Source organism: Streptomyces pyxinae, assembly GCF_024756275.1.
Classification (GTDB): Bacteria; Actinomycetota; Actinomycetes; order Streptomycetales; family Streptomycetaceae; genus Streptomyces; species Streptomyces pyxinae.
Window position 1 is genome coordinate 1 of sequence record NZ_JANUGQ010000043.1, and the last position, 25694, is coordinate 25694.

The 25694-nt window shown below is 73.0% G+C and carries 21 protein-coding genes; 13 read left to right on the forward strand and 8 right to left on the reverse strand.

From position 1 onward, the window contains the following. The first annotated feature begins 249 nt into the window (after positions 1-249). The 4 genes from NX801_RS29645 to NX801_RS29660 all read left to right on the forward strand — a co-directional run bounded on the left by NX801_RS29645 (position 250) and on the right by NX801_RS29660 (position 6131). Entirely contained in the window at positions 250-2598 is a 2349-nt protein-coding gene (locus tag NX801_RS29645) for a chitinase C-terminal domain-containing protein (protein WP_258791054.1), read from the forward strand. Between the two features lie 133 nt (positions 2599-2731). Further along, positions 2732-3835, forward strand: a complete 1104-nt coding sequence (locus NX801_RS29650) for a sigma-70 family RNA polymerase sigma factor (RefSeq protein WP_258791055.1) — start codon at positions 2732-2734, stop codon at positions 3833-3835. A 52-nt stretch (positions 3836-3887) separates the two neighbouring features. Then, the gene (locus tag NX801_RS29655; RefSeq protein WP_258791056.1) at positions 3888-4634 is read left to right on the forward strand and encodes an SDR family oxidoreductase; all 747 of its coding nucleotides are present in this window, start codon (positions 3888-3890) and stop codon (positions 4632-4634) included. 288 nt (positions 4635-4922) lie between these two features. Continuing rightward, positions 4923-6131 (forward strand): MFS transporter, encoded by a 1209-nt coding sequence (locus NX801_RS29660; RefSeq protein WP_258791057.1) that lies wholly within the window; start codon positions 4923-4925, stop codon positions 6129-6131. Positions 6132-6191: 60 nt separating this feature from the next. Here the strand turns inward: NX801_RS29660 and NX801_RS29665 are convergent, their stop codons facing one another. Further along, a complete protein-coding gene (locus tag NX801_RS29665; protein ID WP_258791058.1) occupies positions 6192-7013 on the reverse strand; it encodes an SDR family NAD(P)-dependent oxidoreductase in 822 nt (273 codons plus the stop codon). A gap of 115 nt (positions 7014-7128) precedes the next feature. On the opposite strand from NX801_RS29665, the gene NX801_RS29670 reads away from it, so the two are divergent. The 4 genes from NX801_RS29670 to NX801_RS29685 all read left to right on the forward strand — a co-directional run bounded on the left by NX801_RS29670 (position 7129) and on the right by NX801_RS29685 (position 10854). Then, the gene (locus NX801_RS29670; RefSeq protein WP_258791059.1) at positions 7129-7749 is read left to right on the forward strand and encodes a TetR/AcrR family transcriptional regulator; all 621 of its coding nucleotides are present in this window, start codon (positions 7129-7131) and stop codon (positions 7747-7749) included. Between the two features lie 121 nt (positions 7750-7870). Beyond that, a complete protein-coding gene (locus NX801_RS29675; protein ID WP_258791060.1) occupies positions 7871-9277 on the forward strand; it encodes a uracil-xanthine permease family protein in 1407 nt (468 codons plus the stop codon). A 219-nt stretch (positions 9278-9496) separates the two neighbouring features. Beyond that, entirely contained in the window at positions 9497-9913 is a 417-nt protein-coding gene (locus NX801_RS29680) for a DUF3224 domain-containing protein (RefSeq protein ID WP_258791061.1), read from the forward strand. A gap of 287 nt (positions 9914-10200) precedes the next feature. Then, on the forward strand, positions 10201-10854 hold the full coding sequence (locus NX801_RS29685) for a DUF5995 family protein (RefSeq protein ID WP_258791078.1): 654 nt from the start codon (positions 10201-10203) through the stop codon (positions 10852-10854). 52 nt (positions 10855-10906) lie between these two features. Here NX801_RS29685 and NX801_RS29690 read toward each other — a convergent pair whose 3' ends face one another. From NX801_RS29690 to NX801_RS29705, 4 genes are all read right to left on the reverse strand, one after another. Continuing rightward, entirely contained in the window at positions 10907-12598 is a 1692-nt protein-coding gene (locus tag NX801_RS29690; protein WP_258791062.1) for a flavin monoamine oxidase family protein, read from the reverse strand. Positions 12599-12684: 86 nt separating this feature from the next. Continuing rightward, positions 12685-13482: a carbon-nitrogen hydrolase family protein gene (locus NX801_RS29695; protein WP_258791063.1), complete on the reverse strand. Its 798-nt coding sequence runs from the start codon at positions 13480-13482 to the stop codon at positions 12685-12687. Positions 13483-14414: 932 nt separating this feature from the next. Further along, positions 14415-14870, reverse strand: a complete 456-nt coding sequence (locus tag NX801_RS29700) for an Lrp/AsnC family transcriptional regulator (protein ID WP_258791064.1) — start codon at positions 14868-14870, stop codon at positions 14415-14417. Between the two features lie 10 nt (positions 14871-14880). Then, a complete protein-coding gene (locus NX801_RS29705; protein WP_258791065.1) occupies positions 14881-16347 on the reverse strand; it encodes an amino acid permease in 1467 nt (488 codons plus the stop codon). Between the two features lie 573 nt (positions 16348-16920). Between NX801_RS29705 and NX801_RS29710 the strand changes: the two genes are divergently transcribed. The 5 genes from NX801_RS29710 to NX801_RS29730 all read left to right on the forward strand — a co-directional run bounded on the left by NX801_RS29710 (position 16921) and on the right by NX801_RS29730 (position 21159). Beyond that, positions 16921-18006 (forward strand): GDSL-type esterase/lipase family protein, encoded by a 1086-nt coding sequence (locus NX801_RS29710; protein WP_258791066.1) that lies wholly within the window; start codon positions 16921-16923, stop codon positions 18004-18006. A gap of 109 nt (positions 18007-18115) precedes the next feature. Then, entirely contained in the window at positions 18116-18385 is a 270-nt protein-coding gene (locus NX801_RS29715) for a DUF5133 domain-containing protein (protein ID WP_258791079.1), read from the forward strand. 287 nt (positions 18386-18672) lie between these two features. Further along, on the forward strand, positions 18673-19356 hold the full coding sequence (locus tag NX801_RS31095) for an ATP-binding protein (RefSeq protein ID WP_428986268.1): 684 nt from the start codon (positions 18673-18675) through the stop codon (positions 19354-19356). 122 nt (positions 19357-19478) lie between these two features. After that, positions 19479-20738 (forward strand): PP2C family protein-serine/threonine phosphatase, encoded by a 1260-nt coding sequence (locus NX801_RS29725; protein ID WP_258791067.1) that lies wholly within the window; start codon positions 19479-19481, stop codon positions 20736-20738. Between the two features lie 46 nt (positions 20739-20784). Beyond that, a complete protein-coding gene (locus tag NX801_RS29730; RefSeq protein ID WP_258791068.1) occupies positions 20785-21159 on the forward strand; it encodes an ATP-binding protein in 375 nt (124 codons plus the stop codon). Between the two features lie 270 nt (positions 21160-21429). On the opposite strand, the gene NX801_RS29735 is transcribed toward NX801_RS29730, so the two are convergent. From NX801_RS29735 to NX801_RS29745, 3 genes are all read right to left on the reverse strand, one after another. After that, on the reverse strand, positions 21430-22275 hold the full coding sequence (locus NX801_RS29735) for an RNA polymerase sigma factor SigF (protein WP_258791069.1): 846 nt from the start codon (positions 22273-22275) through the stop codon (positions 21430-21432). 398 nt (positions 22276-22673) lie between these two features. Then, the gene (locus NX801_RS29740; RefSeq protein ID WP_258791070.1) at positions 22674-24116 is read right to left on the reverse strand and encodes a GuaB1 family IMP dehydrogenase-related protein; all 1443 of its coding nucleotides are present in this window, start codon (positions 24114-24116) and stop codon (positions 22674-22676) included. Between the two features lie 425 nt (positions 24117-24541). Beyond that, positions 24542-25588 carry a sugar-binding transcriptional regulator gene (locus NX801_RS29745; protein WP_258791071.1) on the reverse strand — a complete coding sequence of 349 codons (1047 nt, stop codon included), beginning with the start codon at positions 25586-25588 and terminating at the stop codon, positions 24542-24544. Positions 25589-25694 lie beyond the last annotated feature (106 nt).

Below are 25694 nucleotides of genomic sequence, written 5' to 3' on the forward strand. Positions count from 1 at the left end.
CGGGGCCGGACCGGTTGCCCGGGGCCGGACCGGTTGCCCGGGGCCGGACCGGTTGCCCGGGGCAGCCGATTGGTACAGACCTATTGACGCTTTGGTCTAGTCCTTTTAATCTCTGCGTCACCTCCCCGGAGTGCGGCCCCGCCGGTGTGCGCACACCGGGGCCCGCAGCGCCCCACCGCTCAGCCCGTCCCGCCCCGGTCCCCGCCGCCGCCCGCCGCGGCGCTTCCCCCACCCCTGCCAGGAGGAACCGTGCCCTCCCTCGTCCGCGGCAGAGCCGCCCTGCTCGCCTCCGGCGCCGCAGTCGCCGCGCTGCTGTTCGGCTCGCTCTCCGGCGGCGTCTCGTACGCCGCCACCGACCACGAGACCTGTCGTCCCGACGGCCTCTACCGGACGCCCGGCGTCGACGTCCCGTACTGCTCGGTGTACGACACCGCCGGGCGCGAGAAGATGGGCGCCGACCACCAGCGCCGGGTCATCGGCTACTTCACCGGCTGGCGCACCGGCAAGGACGGCACCCCGGCCTACCTCGCCTCCGACATCCCCTGGGACAAGGTCACCCACGTCAACTACGCCTTCGGGCACATCGATTCCGGCAACAAGCTCTCCGTCGGAACGGACGGCCCGGGAAACGCCGCGACCGGGATGACCTGGCCGGGCGTCGCGGGCGCGGAGATGGACCCGGCGTTTCCCTACAAAGGCCACTTCAATCTGCTGAGCAAGTTCAAGAAGCAGCACCCGAACGTCAAGACATTGATCTCGGTGGGCGGTTGGGCCGAGACCGGCGGCCACTTCGACGATACGGGCACCCGGGTGAACTCCGGCGGCTTCTACTCGACGGCCACCAACGCCGACGGCTCGGTCAACCAGGCCGGGATCGACACCTTCGCCGACTCGGCGGTGGCGTTCGTCAAGAAGTACGGCTTCAACGGCGTGGACGTCGACTACGAGTACCCGACCACCATGAAGGACGCCGGCAACCCGCTGGACTGGGGGCTCGCCAACGCCCGCCGCGCCGGCCTGGTCAAGGGGTACGCCGCCCTGATGAAGACCCTGCGGGAGAAGCTGGACCGGGCCGGTGCCGCCGACGGCAGGCACTATCTGCTGACCGTCGCCGCACCCTCCTCCGGCTATCTGCTGCGCGGGATGGAGACCTTCCAGGTCCAGAAGTACCTGGACTACGTCAACATCATGTCCTACGACCTGCACGGCGCCTGGAACGAGTACGTCGGCCCCAACGCCTCGCTCTTCGACGACGGCAAGGACTCCGAACTGGCCGCCGCCGGCGTCTACTCCACCTCCCAGTACGGAGGCATCGGCTACCTCAACACCGACTGGGCGTACCACTACTTCCGGGGCTCGATGCCGGCCGGCCGGATCAACATCGGCCTGCCGTACTACACCCGCGGCTTCAAGAACGTGCAGGGCGGCACCGACGGGCTGTGGGGCAGGGCGCCCGCGAGCGACTGCCCGGCGGGCGCGGGGCTGACCAAGTGCGGGGACGGCGCCACCGGCATCGACAACCTCTGGCACGACAAGGACACCGCCGGCAAGGAGTCCCCGGCCGGCTCCAACCCGATGTGGCACGCCAAGAACCTGGAGAAGGGCGTCACCGGCGACTATCTCGCCCGGTACGGCTTCGCCGCCGGCACCAAGCTGACCGGCAGCTACGTCCGCAAGTACGACGCCACCCTGGCCGCGCCCTGGCTGTGGAACGCCGAGAAGAAGGTCTTCCTCTCCACCGAGGACGAGCAGTCGGTCGGGGCCAAGGCCGACTATGTGGTCGACCGGGGCATCGGCGGCACCATGGTCTGGGAACTGGCCGGCGACTACGGCTGGAACGCGGCCAAGGGGCAGTACGAGACGGGCGACACCCTGACCACCGCGATGTACGAGAAGTTCAAGTCTGCCGCCCCGTACGGCGCCCGGCGCGCCACCACCGCGCTGCCCGCCGAGGCCGTCGACGTGGCCGTGGACTTCGGGCAGTTCCCGCTCGGGGACTCCAACTACCCGATCAGTCCCAAGCTTCGGATCACCAACAACACCAGGACGCCGCTGCCCGGCGGCACGGAGTTCCAGTTCGACCACGGAACCTCCGCGCCCGGCAACGCCAAGGACCAGTCCGGCTTCGGCACCACGGTGCTGCGCAGCGACCACACCGGCCCCAACGCCGGTGGGCTGAAGGGCGATTACCACCGGGTGTCGCTGAAGCTGCCGGCCTGGCAGACGCTGGCCCCGGGCGCCTCGGTGGAGCTGGACTTCGTCTACTACCTGCCGGTCTCCACGCCGTCCAACTGGACCGTCACCTTCGGCGGGAAGACCTACGCGCTCGCCGGGGACCTGGCCCGGGGCACCAAGGTGGTCGAGCCCGGCACCGGAACCGGCCCGGGGCCGGGCCCGGGTCCCGGCCCGTCGCCCGACCCGACCGTGCCGGCGCCGGGTGCCTGCGCCGCGCCCGCCTGGAGCGCCACCGCCGAGTACGGCGCCGGCACCACGGTCTCCCACGCGTCCCGTACCTGGAAGGCGAAGTGGTGGACGAAGGGCGAGACGCCCGGCGCCACCGGCCAGTGGGGTGTCTGGCAGGACCTCGGCGTCTGCTGACCCGGCAGGGGCCGCCGAGGGGCCCGGCGGCGAACGAGCGGCCCTTGCCGCCGCCGGGCCCCCTTCGCCCCTTCCGCGACGACGGCCGGGCCCCGCACCCCGTGGGGTCCGGCCGTCGTGGCAGGCTGGCGCGGTGACCGAAGCGCTCGCCGTCGAGTTCGAGACCCACCGCCCACGGCTGTTCGGGCTGGCCTACCGGATGCTGGGCTCCGCCCAGGAGGCCGAGGACGCCGTGCAGGACGCCTATCTGCGCTGGAACGGCGCGGAGCGGGCGGCCATCGCCCACCCGGCCGCCTGGCTCGCCAAGGTCGTCACCAACCTCTGCCTCAACCGGCTCACTTCGGCCCGCGCCACCCGGGAGGAGTATCCCGGTCCCTGGCTCCCCGAACCGGTGCTCACCGGCGACGGCACGGCGGGACCGCTCGGGCCGTTCGGGGCACCCGGGCCGCTGGAGTCCGCCGAGCGGCGGGAGGCCGTCTCGCTGGCGCTGCTGCTTCTGCTGGAGCGGCTGACCCCGGTGGAGCGGGCGGTGTACGTGCTGCGCGAGGCGTTCGCGTACAGCCACCGCGAGATCGCCGCCGTACTGGAGGTCAGCGAGGCCAACTCCCGCCAGCTGTACCGGCGGGCCGCCGCCCGGGTGGCCGCCGTACCGGGCGACGGGCCGGGTGGTGAGCGGGTGGCCGCCGTACCGGGCGACGGGCCGGACGGTGGCCGGGCTGCCGTATCGGGTGACGGTCCGGGTGGTGGCCGAGCGGCGGCCGTATCGGGCGGCGGGCCGCACGGTCGCCGGGCGGCCGTATCGGGGGGCCGGCCGGTGGCCGGGGTGGAGCAGCACCGGGGGCTGGTCGAGTCGTTCCTCACCGCCGCCCGGGAGGGCGATCTGGCCGGTCTGGAGAAGCTGCTGGCCGCCGGGGTGACCTACACCAGTGACGGCGGCGGCGTGGTCTCGGCGGCGCGCCGGCCGATCCTGGGCCGGGAGAAGGTGCTGCGCTTCCTCGCGGGCGGGCTCGACGGCTTCGCCGCGCGTCTGGAGCTGGTCCCGGCCGAGGTCAACGGCGCCGCCGCGCTGCTGGCCCTGGACGGCGGCACGCTCGTCGGGACGATCACCTTCGAGACCTCCGCCGAGGCCGGCCCGTGGACGATCACCGGGATGCACGCGGTGGTGAATCCGGCGAAGCTGGCCTTCGCCGCCCGCCAGCTGTCACATTCCGGCCGGCCCACCGGTTCTCCGCCGTGACGGGCCCGTACCACCGGAGAACCGGCCCGGATCGCGACGGAAGGAGCCGACCATGAGCACGATTCTGGTGACCGGAGGAACCGGAACCCTCGGCAGCCATGTCACCGAGCGGTTGCGCGCGGAGGGACACGAGGTGCGGGTGCTGAGCCGGAAGAGCCGGCCGTACGCGGTCGATCTGCGCACCGGCGCCGGTCTCGACCGGGCGCTGGCCGGTGTGGACACCGTGGTGCACTGCGCCAGTTCCCCGGCCGGCGGGGACGAGGAGGCGGCCCGCAACCTGATCGCGGGGGCGCGGCGGGCCGGGGTCGGGCACCTGGTCTACATCTCGATCGTCGGCGTCGACCGGGTGCCGTACTCCTACTACCGGTCCAAGCTGGCCGTGGAGCGGCTGGTCGAGGAGTCCGGGCTCGGCTGGACGACCCTGCGCGCCACCCAGTTCCACGAGCTGGTGGTGAGCGTGCTCGGAGTGCTGGCGAAGACCCCGGCGGTGATGGTGCTGCCGGCCGGGCTGAGCGATCAGCCGGTGGAGGTGCGCGAGGTGGCCGGCCGGCTGGCCGAGCTGGCGGCGGGCGCCCCGGCCGGCCGGGTGCCCGACATGGCCGGCCCCCAGGTGCTCGCCCTCCCCGAGCTGGCCCGCGCCTATCTCCGGGCCACCGGCCGGAGCCGCAAGCTGCTCTCCCTGCCGCTGGCCGGCCGGACCTACCGGGCCTTCCGGAGCGGCGGTCATCTGGCCCCGGACCGGGCGGTCGGCACGGTCACCTTCGAGGAGTACCTGCGGAAGCGGTTCGGCCGGGCGTAGCGGGCCGGCCGGTCCGTGCGGCACCCGGCGGGCCGCCCCTTCCCGGGGAGGCCGCCGGCCGGCGGGGCCCGCCCGGCAGCCTCCCCGTACACCCGTCACCGCTCGGCGGGGTCGCCCGGTGGCCGGGCGCCATACCGGTCCGGCGGCCGGTCCCGCGATAATCGGGGTGAGGCCGGCGTACAGCAAACGGCAGCGTCCGGGCGGCAGTTGGCGGACGACGGAGCGGTGGGGCGGCGCGGCTCCGGGTGACGGGCGGCACGGCGGACACACAACAGGCCGGGAGGGCATGTGACGGGCACGGCGGAGTCCGGACCGGCAGAGCTGCGGCGGGCACGGCTCGCCGTCGCCGGGGTGTTCTGCGTCCACGGGGCGGTGACCGGCAGCTTCGCCACCCGGATCCCCTGGATCCAGGACCACACCGGGGCCAGCCCCGGTCAGCTCGGCCTGGCGCTGGCCTTCCCGGCGCTCGGCGCCTCGCTCGCGATGCCGCTGGCGGGCGCGATCAGCCATCGCTTCGGCGCCAGGACCGCGCTGCGCGGACTGCTCGCCCTGTGGACCCTGTCGCTGGCCCTCCCCGCCCTGGCGCCGGACATCCTTCTCCTCTGTGCGGCGCTCTTCGTCTACGGGGCCACCTCCGGCATGTCCGATGTGGCGATGAACGCGCTGGGCGTGGAGGTGGAGAACCGGCTGCGTAAATCGATCATGTCCGGGCTGCACGGGATGTGGAGCGTCGGCGCCCTGATCGGTTCGGCGGCCGGCACTCTCGCCGCCCATCTGGGCAGCGACGCCCGGCTGCACCATCTGCTCGCCGCACTGGTGCTCACCGCCCTGGGGCTGGCCTGCTGCGGAGGCGTACTGGATCTGCGCAGCGCCCCGGACGAGGAGCCGCCGCCCCGGTTCGCGCTGCCGCCCCGGTCGGCGCTGCTGATCGGCGCGGTCGGCTTCTGCGCCGTCTTCGCGGAGGGCGCCGGGCTCGACTGGTCGGCGGTGTATCTGCGGGACGTACTGGACACCTCGCCCGGTCTGGCGGCCGGCTCCACCACCGCCTTCGCCCTCACCATGGCCGTCGCCCGGCTGATGGGCGACCGGGCGGTGGACCGGTTCGGGGCCGTACGGACGGTACGCGCCGGGGGCCTCGCGGCCACGGCGGGCGGCGCCCTGGTGGTGGCGGCCGCGCACCCGGTCGTCGCGCTGGCCGGATTCGGACTGATGGGCCTGGGCGTGGCGGTGGTCGTGCCGCTCGCCTTCGCCGCCGCCGGGCGCAGCGGGCCGAACCCGAGCCAGGCCATCGCCGGCGTCGCCACCATCACGTACACCTCGGGCCTGATCGCCCCCTCGGCCATCGGTGGGGTGGCCGGCCTGACCTCGCTGACCGTCTCCTTCGGCCTGGTCACCCTGCTCTCCCTCGGCCTGGTGGCCGGTGCCGCCGTGCTGCGCGCCCGCCCCCGGTCCGCCGCCCGCGCCGCCCCGGCCACCGCCCCGGAGCGCCGCGGCTGACACCGTCCGCTTCTCCGAAGGGAAGGACGGGAACGGGAACGCGGGTGGCGCGGGACACGATCAGCCGGGGGCCATACGGCTGAGGTGCTCCCAGGACCGGTACAGCTCCGCTCGGTCCCGGCCCATCTCCTGGACGTGGTCGAAGGACTGGCTGCCGACGATCAGCCGTCGGGGCGGGTCCGGCAGTGCGGCCAGCTCCATGATGACCGGGGCGGCGGTTTCCGGCTCCGGGCCGACGGCGTCGCCCCACATCGCCTCCATCTCGGCACGCAGGGGCTGATACTGCGGCAGGGGTTCGGTGGCCGTCGTACCGGTGGTGAACAGACCGGTGTGGTAGCCGCCCATCTGCACGACGGTGACCTTGACGCCGAACCCCGCGGCCTCCATCGCCAGTGCCTCGCTGACCGAATCCAGCGCGGCCTTGCCCGCGCCGTAGAAGCCGACGGTGGCCATGCCGCCGCCGCTGCCCATCGACGTGACCTGTAGGAGCCGTCCCCCGCCTTGGGCGCGCAAGTGAGGAAGGACCGCCTGGGCCACCCACACGGCGCCGAAGAAGTTCACCTCCATATGCGCTCGGATCTGCTCCTCGGTGGCTTCCTCCACCATGCCGTAGAGCATTCCGCCGGCGTTGCTGACGACGACGTCCAGCCGGCCGAACGCGGCTGCCGCCCGCTCCACCCCGTCGAACACGGCCCGGCGGTCGGCCACGTCCAGTGAGAGCGGGACCAGGCGGCCGGGATGCCTCCCGGCCAGCTCCTCCAGGGGCTCGACGTCGCGGGCGGCGGCCACCACCCGATCGCCGCCCGCGAGGGCGGCCTCGGTGAAAGCCCTGCCCAGGCCCCGGGACGCACCGGTGATGAACCAGACTCTCGGTTTCGTCATGGATTCTCACTCTCAGTAAAGGAGACGAGCCGTCTCGATTACTCGCACCCTAGAGCACCTTCCGACTCCAAGCAATACGGACCGTCTTGTTTCCTTTCTGGGATAGGCTGCTCGCATGTCCCACGAGAACGAGAAGGGGCCGGACCACTCCCGGCGCAAGGAACGGTCCCGGCAGGCGATCCTCGCGGCCACCCGTGCCCTGGTCGCGGAGGAGGCGTACGACAAGGTCACGGTCGAGGCCATCGCCGCCCGGGCCGGCGTCGGCAAGCAGACGATCTACCGGCGGTGGCCGTCGAAGAGCGCGGTCGTCTTCGCCGCCCTGCTGGCCCTGAGCGAGGACGCGGACGATCAGTCGGTCGCGCTGCCGGACACCGGCGACCTCGGGGCAGACCTCAAGCTCGTCATGCGTGCCACGGCCGAGGAGTTCGCCGACCCGGCCTTCGACAGGCTCATCCGCGCCCTCACCACCGAGATCGCTCACGACGCCGCACTGGCGGCCGAGTACCGCGAAAGGCTGGCCCAGCCGCTGGAGAAGGCGAAGAAAGCACGCCTGCGCAGCGCCCAGGAAGCCGGCCAGCTCGACGCCGGCGCCGATCTCGACCTGGTCCTCGACGTGCTCTACGCTCCGCTCTTCCAGCGATGGCTGCACCGCGGCGCTCCGCTGACCGCCGCGTACGCCGACTCCCTCGTCGACGCGACCCTCAGAGCTTTCGCGCCCCGAACAGGGGCTCCCTGAACCGGGGTGGTCGGACGGCCGGGGGACGGAACCCGTACAGAAGTCGCATTACCATGTCGCTGATCTGTTTACGGCCGGAAATCGATGCCCGGCCGAACCCCGGAGAACTGGAGCGACCCCCATGAACCTCGGCGTGCGCTGGACCCTGCACGGCGACGGACGAACACCCGCTCCCGGCGCCGTCGTCCGGCCGGACGAGCGGCTCTCCTGGCCGCGCACGGTGGGGCTCGGCGCCCAGCACGTGGTCGCGATGTTCGGCGCGTCCTTCGTCGCTCCGGTACTCATGGGGCTCGATCCGAACCTCGCGATCATGATGTCCGGCATCAGCACCGTGATCTTCCTGCTCGCCACCCGTGGCCGGGTGCCCAGCTATCTGGGCTGCTCGCTGTCGTTCGTCGGCGTGGCCGCCACCATCCGGGCGACCGGCGGCACCAGTGCGACCGTCACCGGAGCCGTACTGGCCGTCGGCGTGGTGCTGTTCCTGGCCGGGCTGGCGGTCCAGCGGTTCGGGGCCAGGATCATTCACGCGGCGATGCCCCCGGTGGTCACCGGCGCCGTGGTGATGCTGATCGGCTTCAATCTGGCCCCGGTGACGGCCTCCACCTACTGGCCGCAGGACCAGTGGACCGCGCTGCTCGTGATGCTCTTCACCGGGCTGGCGGTGGTGTGTCTGCGCGGCTTCTGGTCCCGGATCGCGATCTTCCTGGGGCTGGTCTTCGGCTACGGCATCTCCTGGGTCTTCGACCTGGTCTTCGGCCGGATCCACTCCCCGGCCGGCGGCGCCGAGGCGGTCGACCACTGGCGGCTGGACCTCTCCGGCGTCGGCCGGGCCGACTGGATCGGGCTGCCGTCCTTCCACGCGCCCAGCTTCGAGTGGTCCGCCATCCTGGTCGCGCTGCCCGTGGTGATCGCGCTCATCGCGGAGAACGCCGGGCATGTCAAGGCGGTCGGCGAGATGACCGGGGACTCGCTGGACGACAAGCTGGGCACCGCCATCGCCGCCGACGGCGCCGGTTCGATCCTCTCCACCGCCGTGGGCGGCCCGCCCAACACCACGTACTCCGAGAACATCGGCGTCATGGCCGCCACCCGGGTCTACTCCACCGCCGCCTACTGGGCCGCCGCCGGCTTCGCGCTGCTCTTCGGGCTCTGCCCCAAGTTCGGCGCGGTCGTCGCCGCCGTACCGGGCGGGGTGCTCGGCGGGATCACCGTCATCCTGTACGGCATGATCGGTCTGCTCGGCGCCCAGATCTGGACCAACGCCGGAGTGGACCTGCGCAACCCGCTCAACCTGGTGCCGGCGGCCGCGGGCGTCATCATCGGGGTGGGCGGGGTGAGCCTGAAGTTCACCGACAACTTCCAGCTCGGCGGCATCGCGCTCGGCACGATCGTCGTCATCACCGGCTACCACGTGCTGCGTGCCTTCGCCCCGGCCCATATGAAGGAGCAGGAGCCCCTGCTCGACTCCGGCACCAGCTCCTACGAGGGCGACCACGGCGCCGAGCACCGGACCGACGACCGTCCCTGACCCCCTGCCCCCGGTCTCGGCCCCGGCGACGGCCCGGTCCGCGCGATCCGCGCGGACCGGGCCGTCGCCGTCGCTGTAGCCGCCGGCCGCCGTCGCTGTTGCCGGCCGCCGTCGGGCGTAATCGGTGATTGCCGGTGGCCGGTGATCGCCGGTGGCCGGTGAGTGCCGCCGGTCGTGGTCGGCGGGCATTGTCAGTGGCGCCGCCTACGATGCGGTGCCATGAGAGCTTCCGGCATCTTCACCGTGCATGCGTTCGTCCCGGCCGACCCCGCCCCGGTACCGCCCCCGCCCCCGGTCGACACCGCCTTGCCGGTGGGCGTCTCCACCATGGAGAAGCGGTACGAGGGCGAGGTGACCGGCCGCTCCACCACTCTGCTCACCGGCGCCTACGACCCGGCCACCCAGTCCGGCACCTATGTCGCGATGGAGTCCTTCGAGGGCACCCTGAACGGCCGGTCGGGCACGTTCAACTTCGCCCACTCCAAGTCGAGCCTCGGCCCCCGGGTCAGTGACGAGTTCTTCGTCCTGGTCCCCGGCAGCGGCACCGGGGAGCTCGCCGGGATCTCCGGCTCCGGCGAGCTGGTGGTCGAGGAGGACGGCACCCACCGGATCCGGTTCGCCTACGAGCTGGGCTGAGCACCGGGCGCCCCGCCCGGGCGGATGGCACCGCGCGGCCGGGGCGCTTCCCGTTTCGGCCATTTTCCGCCGTTCCCTCGTTCCGGGGAAGCCCGGCGCGATGACCGCGTGGCGGGCGGACCGGCTGGGACGCTGCCTCCATGACACAGCGAGGCAGCTTGATCGGGTTTGACCCGGTGACGGAGCCCGGCACACCCGGCGCGCTCGGCGGGGAGTCGGTCGGCGCGGGGTCGGTGAACGCCGAGTCGGTCGGCGCGGAGCCGGCCGGCGTCGAGTCGGTCGGCGCGATGGTGGCGCGCATGCGGGAGCTGGGCGCGGAGTGGCCGGCCGGCGACGGGGTGGCGGTCTTCAACCGGGTCTATCTCACGGTCACCGAGGAGCTCGGCCGGCGGATCGACGGGGGCGATTTCCCGGACCGGCGGACCGCCGCGGCCCTGGACGTGCGGTTCGCGGCGCGCTATCTGGCGGCGGTGGACACGGTGGCGGCGGGCGGGCGGCCTCCGGCCTGCTGGGGTCCGCTCTTCCAGTACCGGCGCCATCCCGGCGTACGCCCGCTGCAGTGCGCGCTGGCCGGGATCAACGCGCACATCGGGCACGATCTGGCGCTGGCGGTGGTGGACACCTGCCTGGCGCTCGGCTGTGCACCAGCCGATCTGGAGGGCGCGTTCGACCGGGTCGGAGACGTACTGATGCTGCTGGAGGAGGGAGTCAGGGAGGAACTGATGCCGGGCCCCGACCTGCTGGAGGTCGCGGACCCGCTCACTCATCTGCTGGGCTGCTGGAGCCTGGACCGGGCCCGGGAGGGCGCCTGGCTGGCGGCCCGGTCGCTGTGGCAGCTGCGCCGGCTGCCGGAGCTGGCCGAGGAGTTCACCGAACGCCTCGACCGCTCCGTGGGTCTGGTGGGGCGGATGCTGCTCACGCCGCTCACACCGTGCGGCTGATCGCTCGCGACCGCTCGCACACGAGTGTGTCCGCCCCACTCCCCAACGTCCGTCAGTCCTCCGGAAGTTCCACCGGGGCGATCTCGTCGTAGACGTCCCCGGGACCGGGGTTGGTCGGGTCGGTGGCGCCGCCGAGGTGGTGCATCACGCCCCACACCGCGTTGAGCGCGGTCTGCACGGCGCCCTCCGCCCAGCCGGCGGTCCAGGAGATGTCGTCGCCCGCGAGGAAGATGCCCCGCTTGTCCTCGGGCAGCCGGTCCTGCATGAAGTGGGTGAACAGCCGCCGCTGGTAGCGGTAGTGGCCCGGCAGGTTGGCCTTGAAGGCGCCCATGAAGTAGGGCTCGTTCTCCCAGGAGACCGTCACCGGGTTGCCGATGATGTGCTTCCGGATGTCGACCTTCGGGTAGATCTCGCCGAGCGACTTCAGCATGACCTCCATCCGCTCGTTGGCGGAGAGCGGCAGCCACTTGAGGCTGTCGTCGCACCAGGTGTACGAGAGGCAGATCACGGCCGGCTTGTCCGGGCCGTCGTCCAGCAGATAGGTGCCCCGGGTCATCCGGTCGGTGAGCGTCATCGACATGACGTCCCGCCCGGTCTGCTCGTCCTTGTCCAGCCAGAACGGCCGGTCCACCGGCACGAACAGCTTGGACGACTCCATGTAGTGGGTGCGCTCCATCGCCGTCCAGTGGTCGATGGGGAAGAGCGAGTCGTCGCAGGCGATCTTCGAGAGCAGCATCCAGGACTGGGCGGTGAAGATCGCCGCCTGGTACGTACGGATGTCGCCGGCCGCGTCGGTGACCACGATCCGGTTGTCGGCCACCCGGTGCAGCCGGGTGACGGCGGGCCGGGGCTCGCCCTCGTGGAGCGACCGCAGCGAGGTGCCGACCGGCCAGTGGACCAGCTTCCGCGGCTCGCGCTCCCAGAGGCGCAGCGGCAGCTGCTGCGAGCCGCCGACGATGCCCCGGTGGAAGTCGTCGGCCTCGGTGTAGACGACCCGCAGGATCTCCAGGATGGAGTTGGGGAAGTCGGTGTCCCAGCCGCCGGTGCCGAAGCCGACCTGGCCGAAGATCTCCCGGTGCCGGAAGGATTTGAACGCCTCGGAGTCGCAGAGGAAGCCGTAGAAGGTCTGGTTGTCCAGCTTCTCGACCAGCTGGGCCCAGATCTCCCGGATGCGCGGGACATCGCGCTCCCGCATGGCGCGGTTCATGTCGGAGAAGTCCGCGCCCTCCTCCAGACAGGCGCCCCAGGCGTCGGCCACGTCCCGGTAGACCTGGGGCAGGTCGTCGATGGTCTCGGCGTAGTGGGACTCGCCCTTGAGGTCCACCACGGTGGAGGGGGTGGACTCGGCCAGCGGGTTGGGGAACGGCCTGGTCTCCAGACCCACCAGGTCGATGTAGTGCTGGAGCGCCGTGGAGGACGGCGGAAAGCGCATCGCGCCCATCTCGGCGGTCAGCGACGGGTCGCAGCCGTCGAAGCCGACGGTGCGCAGCCGGCCGCCGATCTGGTCGGCCTCGTAGACGACCGGCTTGAGGCCCATCTTCATCAGCTCGTACGCCGCGACGATGCCGGAGAGCCCGCCGCCGATCACGGCGACCTCGGTGCCGTGCGCGGTCGCCGGTATCTGGCCGAGGCCGGCCGGGTGGGCGAGGAAGTCGTCGTAGGCGTACGGGAAGTCCGGACCGAACATGGTGATCGGCGGCTGCGCGTCGGTGTGCTGGACGGCGTTGGGCACCGTGGACGTCATGGGGTACGGACTCCTTGCACGGGGGGTGAGGTGGGGCAGGGAAGGCGGCGGGGCCGGGCGGCCGGTGGTCCGGCTCGGGACCGGGCTCAGCCGAGCGTGGCGTAGAGGCCCGGCCGGCGGTCGGCCAGGTAGGGGTTCTCCCGGCGCGACCCGGTCAGCAGCTCGGGGTCGGCGTCACCGGTGATCAGCTCCTCGCCGCGGCCGGCCCGGGCGCGGGCGGCCCCGTCGGGCCCGGCCAGCACCGAGCGGCCGACGAACTCGAACTCGCCCTCCTGGCCGATCCGGTTGGCGTACGCGATGTAGAGCTGGCTCTCGAAGGCGCGCACCGGCACCACGGACTCCGCGACGATCTCGGCCGGGTGCATCAGGGCGGTGGGCACCAGGAGCAGGTCGGTGCCGGCGAGGGCGTGGGCGCGGACGTTCTCCGGGAACTCCACGTCGTAGCAGATGATCAGGCCGACCCGCAGCCCGCCGAGCTCCGCCTGCACGACCGGCTGGTCGCCGGGGGTGAAGGCGCCGAGCTCGAAGCCGCCGAAGAGGTGGGTCTTGCGGTAGTTGGCGAGCCGGGTGCCGTCCGGGCCGATCAGCTGGGCTGAGTTGTACACCCGGTCGCCGTCGCGCTCCGGGTAGCCGTAGGCGATGCCCAGACCGTGCCGGACGGCGAGCGCCGCGACCGCCTCGGCGGAGGGCCCGTCGGCGGGCTCGGCCAGCCGGGCGACGCCGTCCCCGATGGCGTACCCGGTGAGGAACATCTCGGGCACCACCAGCAGCCCGGCCCCGGTGGCGGCGGCCCGCCCGGCCGCCTCGTCCAGGGCCGCGAGGTTGGCCGCCACGTCACCGGGACGACCGGAGCTCTGGAGCAGGGCGGTGCGCAGCGGCGGCATGGGCGTACCTCGTCGGGGAGTGGGCTGGGGCGGGGGGTGACCTCTAGTGCCGGAGGGGCCGGCGAGGCGCTTCCGAAGGAGTGGGAAGCCGACCAAAACGGTACGGTCCGGCCTTCCCTCCCGACAAGGCACGACCGTTGCGGACCGACCGTCGCTTCGTTGCGCACCTGACCTGTTCAGCGGCGATTCGTTGCGCCGTCAACCGCCGTCGGTGTGGCGGCGTGGCCGGACGCGTCCCGGGGGCGAGCACCAACCGGGTGACTGGATGCGTCCCGGGCGCCGGAGCCCCGGATACCGGATGCGCCCCGGGGGCCGAGCACGACTCGGGTGGCCGAGTACGGCCCGCCGGCTCGGTGGTCCCGCGCTCTCGCTGGCCGTCCCGCCGTTCGGCGTGGGCGTGGCCTGGCTGATGCTGCGCGCCCTGGACGGGGACATCGTCTCCACCGCGGACGTGGGCGATCACGGCGTACTGCTCGGGCTGCTGATCATGGTGTTGTTCTTCATCGGCGCCCTGCGTGCTCGTGCTGGTCGCCGTGGTGTGCTTCGCCCTCATCACGGCGGTCGTCGGCCTGAACGGCTGCTTCCGTCTCGGCGACGTCCACCGGCTGCCGCCCGCGCTGGTCTCGCCGCTGCTCGTGTGGACCCTGTTCGGCGTCCAGCTCTTCGACGACGCCGACCTGGCGGCCCCGCCCGCCGTGCTCTGGGCGTTCTCGCTCGGCGGCCCACTGTCGGTGACGGCGCTGTCGCCGTGGGAGATCCGTCACCTCCGCACCCGGTACGGCGTGACCCTCCGCTCGGCCCTGGGCCTCCCGCCGCGCGAGCGCAGACGGGCCACGCCACCCCGCCCGGTACCGGCCGGTGACGACGGGGCCCCGCCCGGTACCGGCGGGTGCCGTGCCGCCGCCGTACCGCCGTACCGGCGCCCCGGTGGGTCAGGCGGGCGGGCCGGAGGAGAAGCGGCGGAGAAGGGGGGAGAGCACCAGCACGGACTTGGTGCGCTCCACGAAGGGCTCCCCCGCGATCCGCTCCAGCACCCGCTCGAAGTGGCGCATGTCGGCGGCGAAGATCTGGACGAGCGCGTCCGCGTCCCCGGTGACGGTGGACGCGGACACGACTTCCGGATAGCGCTCCAGACCCCGGTGGATGGCCTCCGGGGAGGTGTTGCGACGGCAGTAGATCTCGATGAACCCCTCGGTCTCCCAGCCGAGGGCGGCCGGGTCCACCCGTACGGTGAACCCGGTGATCGCGCCCTCGGCCCGCAGCCGGTCCACGCGCCGTTTCACGGCCGGGGCGGAGAGCCCCACCAGGGAGCCGATGTCGGCGTAGCTGCGCCGGGCGTCCTCGGCAAGGGCGTGGACAATGCGTTCGTCGAGGTCGTTCAGTCGCACAGGGGGTGGATCACTTCTCTGCGGTGGCCAATCGGGAGCGGCGCATGCCGTAGCTGAAGTAGAACACGAGACCCACGGCCATCCAGCCACCGAAGACCACCCAGGTGATGGGCCCCAGGCTGAACATGTTGTAGACGCAGAAGGCGAAGCCCAGGATCGGGAAGAGCCAGCCCACCGGCACCCGGAAGGTGCGCGGCATGTCCGGACGGGTCCGGCGCAGCACGATCACCGCGACGTTGACCAGGGCGAAGGCGAAGAGCGTACCGATGCTGGTGGCGTTGACCAGCTCGCCGAGCGGGAAGGCGGCGGCGAGGATGCCGCAGAACAGCGAGACGATGATCGTGTTGACGCGCGGGGCGCCGCTCTTCCGGTGGACCTTGCCGAACACCTTGGGGACCAGCCCGTCGCGCGACATGGCGAAGAGCACCCGGGTCTGGCCGTAGAGCACGGTCAGCACGACGCTGGCGATGGAGATCACCGCACCGGCGGCGAGCAGGGTGCCCCAGAAGGACTGGCCGGTGACCGAGTTCATGATCGCGGCGAGGGTGGCCTCGGAGCCCTCGAAGTCCTTCCAGTTCCAGGCGCCGACGGCGACCGCCGCGACCAGGACGTACAGCCCGGTGACGATGACCAGCGAGAGCATGATCGCCCGGGGCAGGTCGCGCTGCGGGTTCTTGGCCTCCTCGCCGGCGGTGGAGGCGGCGTCGAAGCCGATGTACGAGAAGAAGAGGCTGGCGGCGGCAGCGCTGACGCCCGCGGTGCCCAGCGGCATGAAGTCGGAGTAGTTGCCGGACTTGAAGCCCATGAAGCCGATGGCGCAGAAGAGGACGAGCGCGGCGATCTTCACGATCACCATGATCGTGTTGGCGCGGGCGGACTCCTTGGCCCCGCCGAGCAGGAACACCATGGCGAGCAGGACGACGATCAGCGCGGGCAGATTGAACAGCCCGCCCTCGCCCGGGGCGGAGGAGAGCACGTCCGGGATGGTGACGCCGATGGTCCCGTCGAGCAGCTCATTGAGGTACTCGCCCCAGCCGACGGCGACCGCGGCGACCGACACGCCGTACTCCAGCACCAGGCACCAGCCGCAGACCCAGGCGACGAATTCGCCCATCGTTGCGTACGCGTACGAGTACGAGGAGCCGGCGACCGGGATGCTGCCCGCCAGCTCGGCGTAGGAGAGGGCGGAGAACAGGGCGGTGAGACCCGCGATCACAAAGGCGAGCGTGACGGCGGGACCGGCCTGCGGAACGGCGTCGCCGAGGACGACGAAGATGCCGGTACCGAGGGTGGCGCCGATGCTGATCATGGTCAGCTGCCACATGGAGAGCGAGCGGCGGAGGGTGCCGCCCTCGCCGTGCCCACCCTCCGCGACCAGGGCTTCCACCGGCTTGCGGCGGACGAGGGCGGAGAGCACCGACGTCTTGGGCGCGGATGGCGGCTCGGTGGCGGGCGGGGCTGCGCCGTGGTCCAGCACTGGGGTGGCTCCTTCATCACTGCGGGGTCGGACGGAGGCGACCCGCGGCGGCGCGCGGGCCTGCAGACACATCCCGCGAAGGAAGGGGAACCGCCGAGCCGGCGGTCGCCGCCACTCCTGGTATGGGGAGGAGCCTAAGGGGCATGGTTCGCGCTCGTAATGCATCATTGTTGCGCATCAACGGATGATCATTGCGCGTGCGGGCCCCACGCGGGGAAATATTGCGCTCCATCGCACGAAATGAGACATCGAGGGTGATGCCGAGCCCCGGAGGGGGTACGCGTGCGATCTCCGCTCCGGGCGGAGGATCTTCCGGCCGGAAGATTCCGCACCCGGGGCTGCTGCCCCGCTCGGCAGCCCTTATTCCGATGACCTCGGACGGCGTTTCCCACAGGTGGCCGACGGGGCGTGCCGGGACCCCGCGGCGGACACCGCGGTCGGCCGGAGGGCCCCGGAGAGGCGTCGGCCGGTCCCGGGCTTGCCCGGCGGGATCCCGGGCAGATACCGGGCGACCCACCGGGCGGATCTTGACGGACTCGCCGGACCGCTGGACTCGATGGAGGGAGGCCCCGTATGGGCTGGCTGGATCCGGTGCCGTTCCTGCGCGGTGTCGCGTGGCTGGACAAGGGCGCCGCGCTGCGCGCGGACCCGCTCGACTCGGCCCGGCTGCCGTGGGACACCACCGAGCGGGCCCAGCTGCCCGTGGGGGTCAGGCTGGAGTTCACCGCCTCGCCCGGCACCCGTGCCGTGGAGATCCGCTACCGCGCCGGGCTGCCCGACCGGGCCGAGCCGCTGCGGGAGCTGGCGCACTGCTTCGCCCTGTGGCAGGGCGACCGGTGCGTACGGGAGGTGCTGGGCGGCCCGGCCGGGGAGTCGGTCGTCACCATCGCGCTGCCGCCCGGCCCCGGCCCGTACGCCGTCCATCCCCCGGAGCACCTGGCGCCGGTGATCCTCGGGGTGCGGGCGGTCGGCGGTGACGTGGAGCCGGCCCCGCCGCTGCCCCGCTGGCTGGTGCACGGCGACTCGATCACCGAGGGCTGGTGGTCGACCCGGCCCGCCCATGCCTGGCCGGCCGTCGCCGGGCGGGCGCTGGGCCTCGACCCGGTCAACCTGGGGTACGCGGGCGGCGCCCGGGGCGAGCTCGCGACCGCCCAGCAACTGGCCGCACTCGACGGCGAGCTGATCACCCTGGCGTTCGGCACCAACTGCTGGGGCTCGGTCCCGCTCTCCGCCCCGCTGCTCCACGAGACGGTCCGGGCGTTCGTCGCGCTGGTGCGGCGCGGGCACCCGGAGACCCCGCTGCTCCTGGTGTCGCCCCTGCTGCGCCCGGCGGCCGAGACGACGCCGAACGCCCTGGGCGCCACCCTGGCCGAGCTGCGGGAGGCGATGGAGGCGGCGGTCCGGGAGCTGGTCCGAGGCGGGGACCGGCGGCTGGCGCTGCTGCCCGGCCGGGAGGTACTGGGCCCGGAGCGGCTGGCCGACGGGCTGCATCCGGACGACGCGGGGCACGCCCGGCTGGCGGCGGCGGTCGCGGAGGCGGTACGGGACCTGGGCCTCCCCGCACTGGCCGGCCGGAGCGCGGTACGGACGCCGGGCGGCCCGGGCGCGCCGGACGGCCCGGACGCACCGGACACGCAGGGCGCCCCGGACGGCCCGTAGCGAGGGAGGCCGTCCGGAACCCGTCGGGGCTCCCCCGGAATGAGACGCCCGCTCCCGGGTAGGGGCGCCATCGGTCGGTGACAACGTTCTCTGGAGGCCCCCGGTGCTGATGGCACATCCGACAGTTCTGCGCAAACTCATCGCCAGATACGAGGAGTTGTCGGCGAAAGCCCCGGTCGGTGCGGTCTCAGCCCCTACCGCCACCGCCGCATCCGGCGGCCCGAAGGCCCTCTCCCCGGAACTCGCTCGTCAACTTGACGACACCGCCTACACCTTGTGTGTGACAACCGGCACACGTGACGTATCCGACGCGCTGCGGGTCGCCAAGCGGGTACTGGCGGAGCGGACGTCCGTCCCGACGGCGCGCTCCGGACGGTGAGGGAGCGGCGGAGGGCGATGACCGGCACCCCGGCCATCGCCCTCCGCCGCCCACCGGGGGCGGATTCCCTCCGGCCGCCCCCGGCCACTACGATCCAACGGCCGTTGAACGAAAGCAGCGGATGGACGGGTCAACTCGACTATAAAAAAGGTGAGTTGACGAGCGAAGTCCTTCCATCCGCTGCCGTGACCGCGAGAGGTGCCCGTGAACACCGGCGAGCTGACCACGCCGGCGATGGCCACCGGCGATGTGATCGCGAACGGGGCGACCGCCCGGCCGGGGCCCGTATGACGGCCCCGGGTCCCACCGGTGCGCCGGTCCGCCGGCCCGGGGACGCACCGAGGGCCGCGCTCCCCGGCGGACCGGACGAGCCGCACGAGCCGGACGAGCCGAGCGGGCTTCCGGAAGGCGGCGGGGGCAGCGGACGGCAGCGGACGGGAGCCCGCCCCGCCGGGCCGGCCGGTCATGAGCCGCGGGAAGAGCCGGCCGGCGGCCAGGAGGCCACCTCCGGCCCGAAGACCTCCCTCGGCGGCGGTCCGGACTCCACGGCGGACGCCGCGACGGCCCCCGCGGCCGGCTCGTACCACCCGGTCGGCGCCGAGGAGGACCTGCTCGCGGTACGCCACGCGGTACGGGCCGCTACGGTCGAGGCGGGGTTCGGCCTGATCGACCAGACCAGGATCGTCACCGCCGCCAGTGAGCTGGCCCGCAACGCCTATGTGTACGGGGGCGGCGGCACCCTGGAGATGGAGATACTGCACCGGTCCGGACAGCGGGGGCTGCGCCTCACCTTCCGGGACCGGGGCCCGGGCATCACGGATCTGGACCGGGCGCTCACCGACGGCTTCACCACCGGCGGCGGGCTCGGGCACGGACTGGGCGGCGCCCGCCGCCTCATGCACGAGTTCCAGGTACGCAGCACCGCGGGTGAGGGCACCGCGGTGACCGTGATCCACTGGAACGAGCGCTGATGCCCATGGCCTGACGGACGGCACCACCACTGCCCGCACGCCCGCGCCCCATTCCACGCCCTCACCGCCCTCACCGCCCCCACCGCCTCCGGCGCAGCCGGCCGCCGCGCCGGGAGAGAGACATGACGACCGAGATCACCACCACCCACCGCTCCCTGACCGGGCTGCGCACCGCCCTGCACCGGCTCGCCCAGCGTTCGGGGGTGTCCGCCGAGGAGCGGTACCGGCTGACGCTCTCCGCGAGCCGGGTGGCCGCCGACGAGCTGACCGCGGGCCGTCCGGTGCTGCTGGAGGCCGACCCCCCGCACCAGAGCGGGGCGGAGGCCGGAGCGGCGGCCCTCACCGTACGGCTGGTGCTGCCCGAGGCACCGGCCCAGCCCTCGGCGGAGGGCCTGGAGGGTCTGCCCCTCCCCGCCCAGCGGAAGCCGGGCCCGGCCGTCGTCTGGCAACTGCCGGCACCGGCGGACGGGACCGGCACCGAAGAGCCGGGCGCGCTGGAGCTGCTGGAGGCCGAGCTGGCCGAGGCGCTCGCCCGGGCCGACGCGCTGGCCGAGGACCACCAGCGGCTCACCCATGAGCTGTCCGAGACCAACAGCGGGGTGCTGGCCCTCTACATCCAGCTGGAGGAGCGGGACGAACAGCTGCGCCAGGCGCACGGGCGGATGCTGCGCCAGCTGGAGGACGCGCTGCGCCCGCCGCCGGTGCGGGTGGCCGGACTGGAGATGGCCGTGCACTACGAGCCGGCCGAGAAGGACGCCCCGACCGGCGGCGATCTCTACGACTGGTTCGTGCTGCCCGACGGCACCGTGCACATCACCGTGGTGGACGCCCTGGGTCATGGGCTGACCAGCACACGCAGCGCCCTCAACGTCACCCACGCCGTCCGGACCCTGGCCCTGGAGGGACACGCCCTGGAGTCGATCGTGGCCCGCACCGACGAGGTGCTGGCCACCTTCGACCACGAGCTGATGGCCACCGTCCAGCTGGTCCGCATCGACCCGGGAAGCGGGGAGCTGGTGCTGGCCAACGGCAGCCACCCGCCGGCCATGCTGGTACGGGAGGACGGCGCCACCTCGCTGCTGGAGGCGCGTGGCCGGGGCGTCGGCTTTCCGCTGCCCGGCAGCGAGGCCCTGCTGCGGGACCGTCTGGACAGCGGCGATCTGCTGGTCCTCTACACCGACGGCCTCACCGAGAGCAGACGCGACCCGCGCGAGGGCGAGGTACGGCTGGCCCGCGCCGCCCAGCGGGTGCGGCACCGGCCGATAGAGGGCATTCCGGCGGCCATCGCCGAGGAGGTGCGCAGTGTGGTGCTCCACTCGGACGACACGGTCGCCCTCACCGTCCGGCGGATCGCACCCGAACCCGGGCAAGAGCGTGGTTAACGCCGGGGGCCGGGGTAAGCGAGCGGTGATGACAGAGGAGCTGCCCATGGTTGTCGTGGATTCCCCCTCGTGTGACAGCGCCTCGGCCCGCGATGTGACCGCCCGGTTTCTGGCGGACCACTGCCCCTGGGCGGATCTCGCCGCCGTGCAGCTGGTCGTGACCGAGCTGACCGCCAATGCGCTGCGGCACACCCAGGGCTGGTGGCGGTTGCGGCTGCGGGCCGAGCCCGAGGGGCTGATGGTGGAGCTGGACGACTCCAGCACGAAGCTGCCGACGGAGCGCGCCCCCGATTTCGCGGGCGGCGGCGGCTTCGGCTGGCCGATGATCCAGCGGCTGGCCGGCCGGGTCGAGGTCCGGCCGCGCCCGGCGGGCAAGACGGTGTGCGCGATGTGGCCCCGCCCGCTGCCCGGCGCCGGCTGACGGCGCCCGTCGGGCTCAGGAGTTCACGGGCCCATACCCCCGGGGACGCGGAACCGGCGGACACGAAGGTACGGAACGGAGGTACGCGGGAGTACCGGATACGGAGGTGTGGAGGAGTACGAGGCCGGGGCGGGCGCCCGGGCCGCCCCGAGCGAGCGGACACGGAGGCAGGGCTGCGGTCACCTTCGCGGCCCGCGCCGCGGCGGCCCCGTGGGGTCTCGTACGCAACCACCGCACGCCCGCCCGCCCCACACGCCGGTCCGACAGGCCTCACTCGACGGCGAGCAGTCCCTCGCGCAGCCGGTTGGTGATTCGGGTGAGCAGCCGCGACACATGCATCTGGGAGACGCCCAGCTCGGCCCCGATCTGGGCCTGGGTCATCTCGTCCACGTACCGCATCCGCAGGATCAGCCGGTCCCGCTCGTCGCACCGCTCGATCAGCGGCTTGAGCGCCTGGACGTTCTCCACCAGGTCCAGTCCCCGGTCGGGGGCGCCCAGCCGGTCGCCGATGGTCGCCGAGCCGCTGTCGCCGCCGTCGTCGAGCGGCAGGTCCAGCGAGCCGGCCGAGTAGCCGTTGGCGGCGACCAGGCCCTCTATGACCTCGTCCTCGTCAAGGCCCAGATGGGCGGCGAGTTCGGCGGCGGTCGGTGAGCGGTCGAGGCGCTGGTAGAGCTCGTCGGTCGCCCGGGCGAGGTCGATGCGCAGCTCCTGGAGCCGGCGGGGCACATGCACCGACCAGCTCGTGTCGCGGAAGAACCGCTTGATCTCGCCCACCACGCAGGGCATGGCGAAGGTGGCGAACTCCACCTCGCGGCTCAGGTCGAACCGGTCGATCGCCTTGATCAGGCCGATGGTGCCGACCTGGACGATGTCCTCCATCTGGTCGGACCGGTTCCGGAAGCGCCCGGCCGCGTACCTGACCAGGGAGAGATTCAGCTCAATGAGGGTGTTGCGGACGTACTGGTACTCCTCGGAGCCCTCCTCCAGCTCCGCGAGCCGGTCGAAGAACCGCCGGGAGAGCTCCTTGGCGTCCCTCGGGGCCACCCCGGCCGGGTCGGACACCTCCGGCAGTCCGGTGATCTCCGCCTCGGTACCGGTCGGAATGGTGGTCGCCATGGACACGGGGCCCTCCTGTCGTCTCCGTGCGGTGTCGGTTCCGCACGGTCGCACGGCGCGTCTACCCGGTCTCGCCGAAGCCATGCGCATCAATTCGGGACGGAATCCGTACGGCCCCGGGACAGTACGGCGGCGGGTCCCGGGGATGCCGCTCCCGGCGCCCGCCCGTACCGCATCGGCGGCCGTTCCTGCGCCCCCGGCGCCCGCGCCTCGGGCCCCGGGCGGCCTGTACGGCTGCGGGCCGCTCGCGTAAGGCCTCCGGGCCCCGCGGTACGGCTCCGGGGACGCCCCCGCCGGGCGGCGTGAACGGCCCCGGAACCGGCGCGGGGCGGGGAGCCGGGCGGCCCGGGTCACCAGTGGTGCCGCGGCTCGCCCGGCGCCCGGCCGGCGGCTCGGGCTCAGCTCCAGCTGGCGTGCAGCGGCTTGCCCTCGGCGTAGCCGGCGGCGCTCTGGACGCCGACCACGGCCTTCTCGGCGAACTCCTCCAGGGAGCCGGCACCGGCGTAGGTGCAGGAGGAGCGGACGCCCGCGATGATCGAGTCGATCAGGTCCTCGACGCCCGGCCGGGCCGGGTCCAGGAACATCCGGGAGGTCGAGATGCCCTCCTCGAACAGCCCCTTGCGGGCGCGGTCGTACGCCGACTCCTCGCTGGTCCGGTTGCGCACCGCGCGGGCCGACGCCATGCCGAAGGACTCCTTGTAGAGCCGGCCGTCGGCGGCCTGCTGGAGGTCGCCGGGCGACTCGTACGTACCGGCGAACCAGGAGCCGATCATGACGTTGGAGGCACCGGCGGCCAGCGCCATGGCCACGTCCCGGGGGTGCCGCACCCCGCCGTCGGCCCAGACGTGCTTGCCGTACTTCTTCGCCTCGGCCGCGCACTCGAGCACGGCGGAGAACTGCGGGCGGCCCACCCCCGTCATCATCCGGGTGGTGCACATGGCGCCGGGTCCGACGCCGACCTTGATGATGTCCGCGCCGGCCTCGATGAGATCCCGGACGCCCTCGGCGGCGACGATGTTGCCGGCGACGATCGGCACCTGCGGGTCGAGCCCCCGGACGGTGCGGATGGCGCTGATCATCGACTCCTGGTGCCCGTGGGCGGTGTCGATGACCAGGGTGTCCACCCCGGCGTCGAGCAGCTGCTTGGCCTTGCCCGCCACATCGCCGTTGATCCCGACGGCGGCGGCGATCCGCAGCCGGCCCCTGTCGTCGACGGCGGGGGTGTAGAGGGTGGCGCGCAGCGCGCCCTTCCGGGTGAGGATGCCGGCGAGGCGGCCCTCCTTGTCCACGGCGGGCGCGTAGCGGCGGTTGCGCTGGTCCAGGGTGTTGAACGCCTCGCGCGGGTCGATCCCGGCGTCGATCAGCAGCAGGTCACGGGACATGACCTCGGAGAGCTGGGTGAAGCGGTCCACCCCGGCGAGGTCCCGGTCGGTGACGACACCGACCGGACGGCGCTCCTCGTCCACCACGACACCGGCGTTGTGGGCGCGCTTGGGCAGCAGCGAGAGCGCGTCGGCGACGGTCTGGTGGGGGTGCAGGACGATCGGCGTGTCCAGGACGTGGTGCCGGCCCTTGACCCAGGAGACGACGTCGGTGACGACCTCGATCGGGATGTCCTGCGGGATGACGACGAGACCGCCGCGCCGGGCGACGGTCTCGGCCATCCGGCGGCCGGCGATCGCGGTCATATTGGCGACGACCAGCGGGATGGTGGTACCGCTGCCGTCGGGGGCGGAGAGGTCGACGGCCTGCCGGGAGCCCACGGCCGAGCGGCTGGGCACCATGAACACATCGTCGTACGTGAGGTCGTACGGCGGCTTCAGGTCATTGAGGAAACGCACGTGCTGAACATCCAGTCGTTCGGAGTTGGCCCCCGGGCATCTCAGCCGGGGGGAAAACGCACGTACTTCAGTCTCCCATGCGGCCGGGCGCCGGGTCCCCGGGCGAAAGCTCCAGGGCGTCCGCGACACCCTGGTGCGAAGCTCCAAGGCGTCCCGGGCCCGGGAGCCCGAGGCGGGAACCGGGTTCCGTACTCCGAGACCGGACCCGGGCTGTGCGGCGGGTCCGGGTTTCCGGGCCGGCCCGGGCCCCGAAGCCGGCTCCGGGTCCGGAAAACGGTTCCGGGTGCGGGTGCGGGTGCGGAAAACGGCTCCGGCGCGGCCCCCGGACGGTTCCGCACGGCCCGCGACCCGGCGCGTGGGTTGCGGGCCGGGGCCCGGGGCGCAGGCCGTCGCGACCCGGCGCGCGGGCACGGGCCCGGCGCGGGTCAGTTGTCCGGGTCAGCGCGCTCCAGGGCCGGGCGCGGGCCCGGAGAGAACTCGGTGAGCAGGTAGTCGGCCGCCGAGGTGTCCGTCACCAGGCTGGTGACCAGGCCCGAGCGGAGTACGGCTCCGATGGCCGCCGCCTTTCGCTGGCCGCCCGCGATGGCCACCACTTCGGGGATCCGGCGCAGCCGGTCGGCCTCGACCGTGATGCACCGCTCGCCCAGATCGCGCCCGACCCGGCGGCCGGCCGCGTCGAAGAGATGCGCCGACATCTCGGCGGCGACGCCCAGCGAGGCGTAGTGCGCCCGCTCCTCGTCGGTGAGCATGTCGTGCACGGTGGAGATGCCCGGCTCCCAGGAGCCGATGGAGACCGCGGCGACGGTCACCTTGTCGAAGTAGTCGAAGGCGCGGGCGATGCCGGTCTGGCTGCGCAGCGCCGCCGCGGTGGCCGGGTCGGGCAGCAGCATGGGCGCGTAGATCGGGTGCGCCTCGCCGCCGGAGACCTGGGCGGCCCGCCGGACGGCCTCCACCGAACCGCGCTCGGCGGTCCCGGCGTCGTACACCCCGGTGAGCTGGACGACCGTGCAGGGCGGCAGCCGGTCCAGCGCGGCCGCCATGTGGATGGTGGAGCGGCCCCAGGCCAGGCCGAGGACATCGCCCTCGGTCACCAGCTCCCCGAGCAGATCGGCGGCGACCTCGCCCAGGTTCTCCGGGTCGGGCGACTCGTCCTCGCCCTCCGGCGGGGACTCGACCACGACGGCGTGCCGCAGCCCGTAGCGGGCGCGCAGCGCGTCGGAGCGCTCCGCGTCCAGCTCGGCCGGCACCCGGATCTCGATCCGGACCAGGTCCCGTTCGAGGGCGGTCTCCAGGACCCGGGCCACCTTGAAGCGGCTGACGCCGAACTCCTCGGCGATCTGGATCTTGGACTTGCCCTCCAGGTAGAAGCGGCGGGCCATGGCCGCCGCCTGTACGAGCTCCGCGGGTCCCATCCGCAGGGCTGGACGTCCCGCCGACATCGCAGACACCGCGCTCTCCTCACTGCTGTTCACACTCTGTGCTCGCCGCTCATCCTGTCAGATCCGGCGAGTCCTGATCAGTCCTGTCGGCCCGCGTTCATCCGCGCGTGGCCCGCCGGCCGCCCGGCCCGCCCCGGCG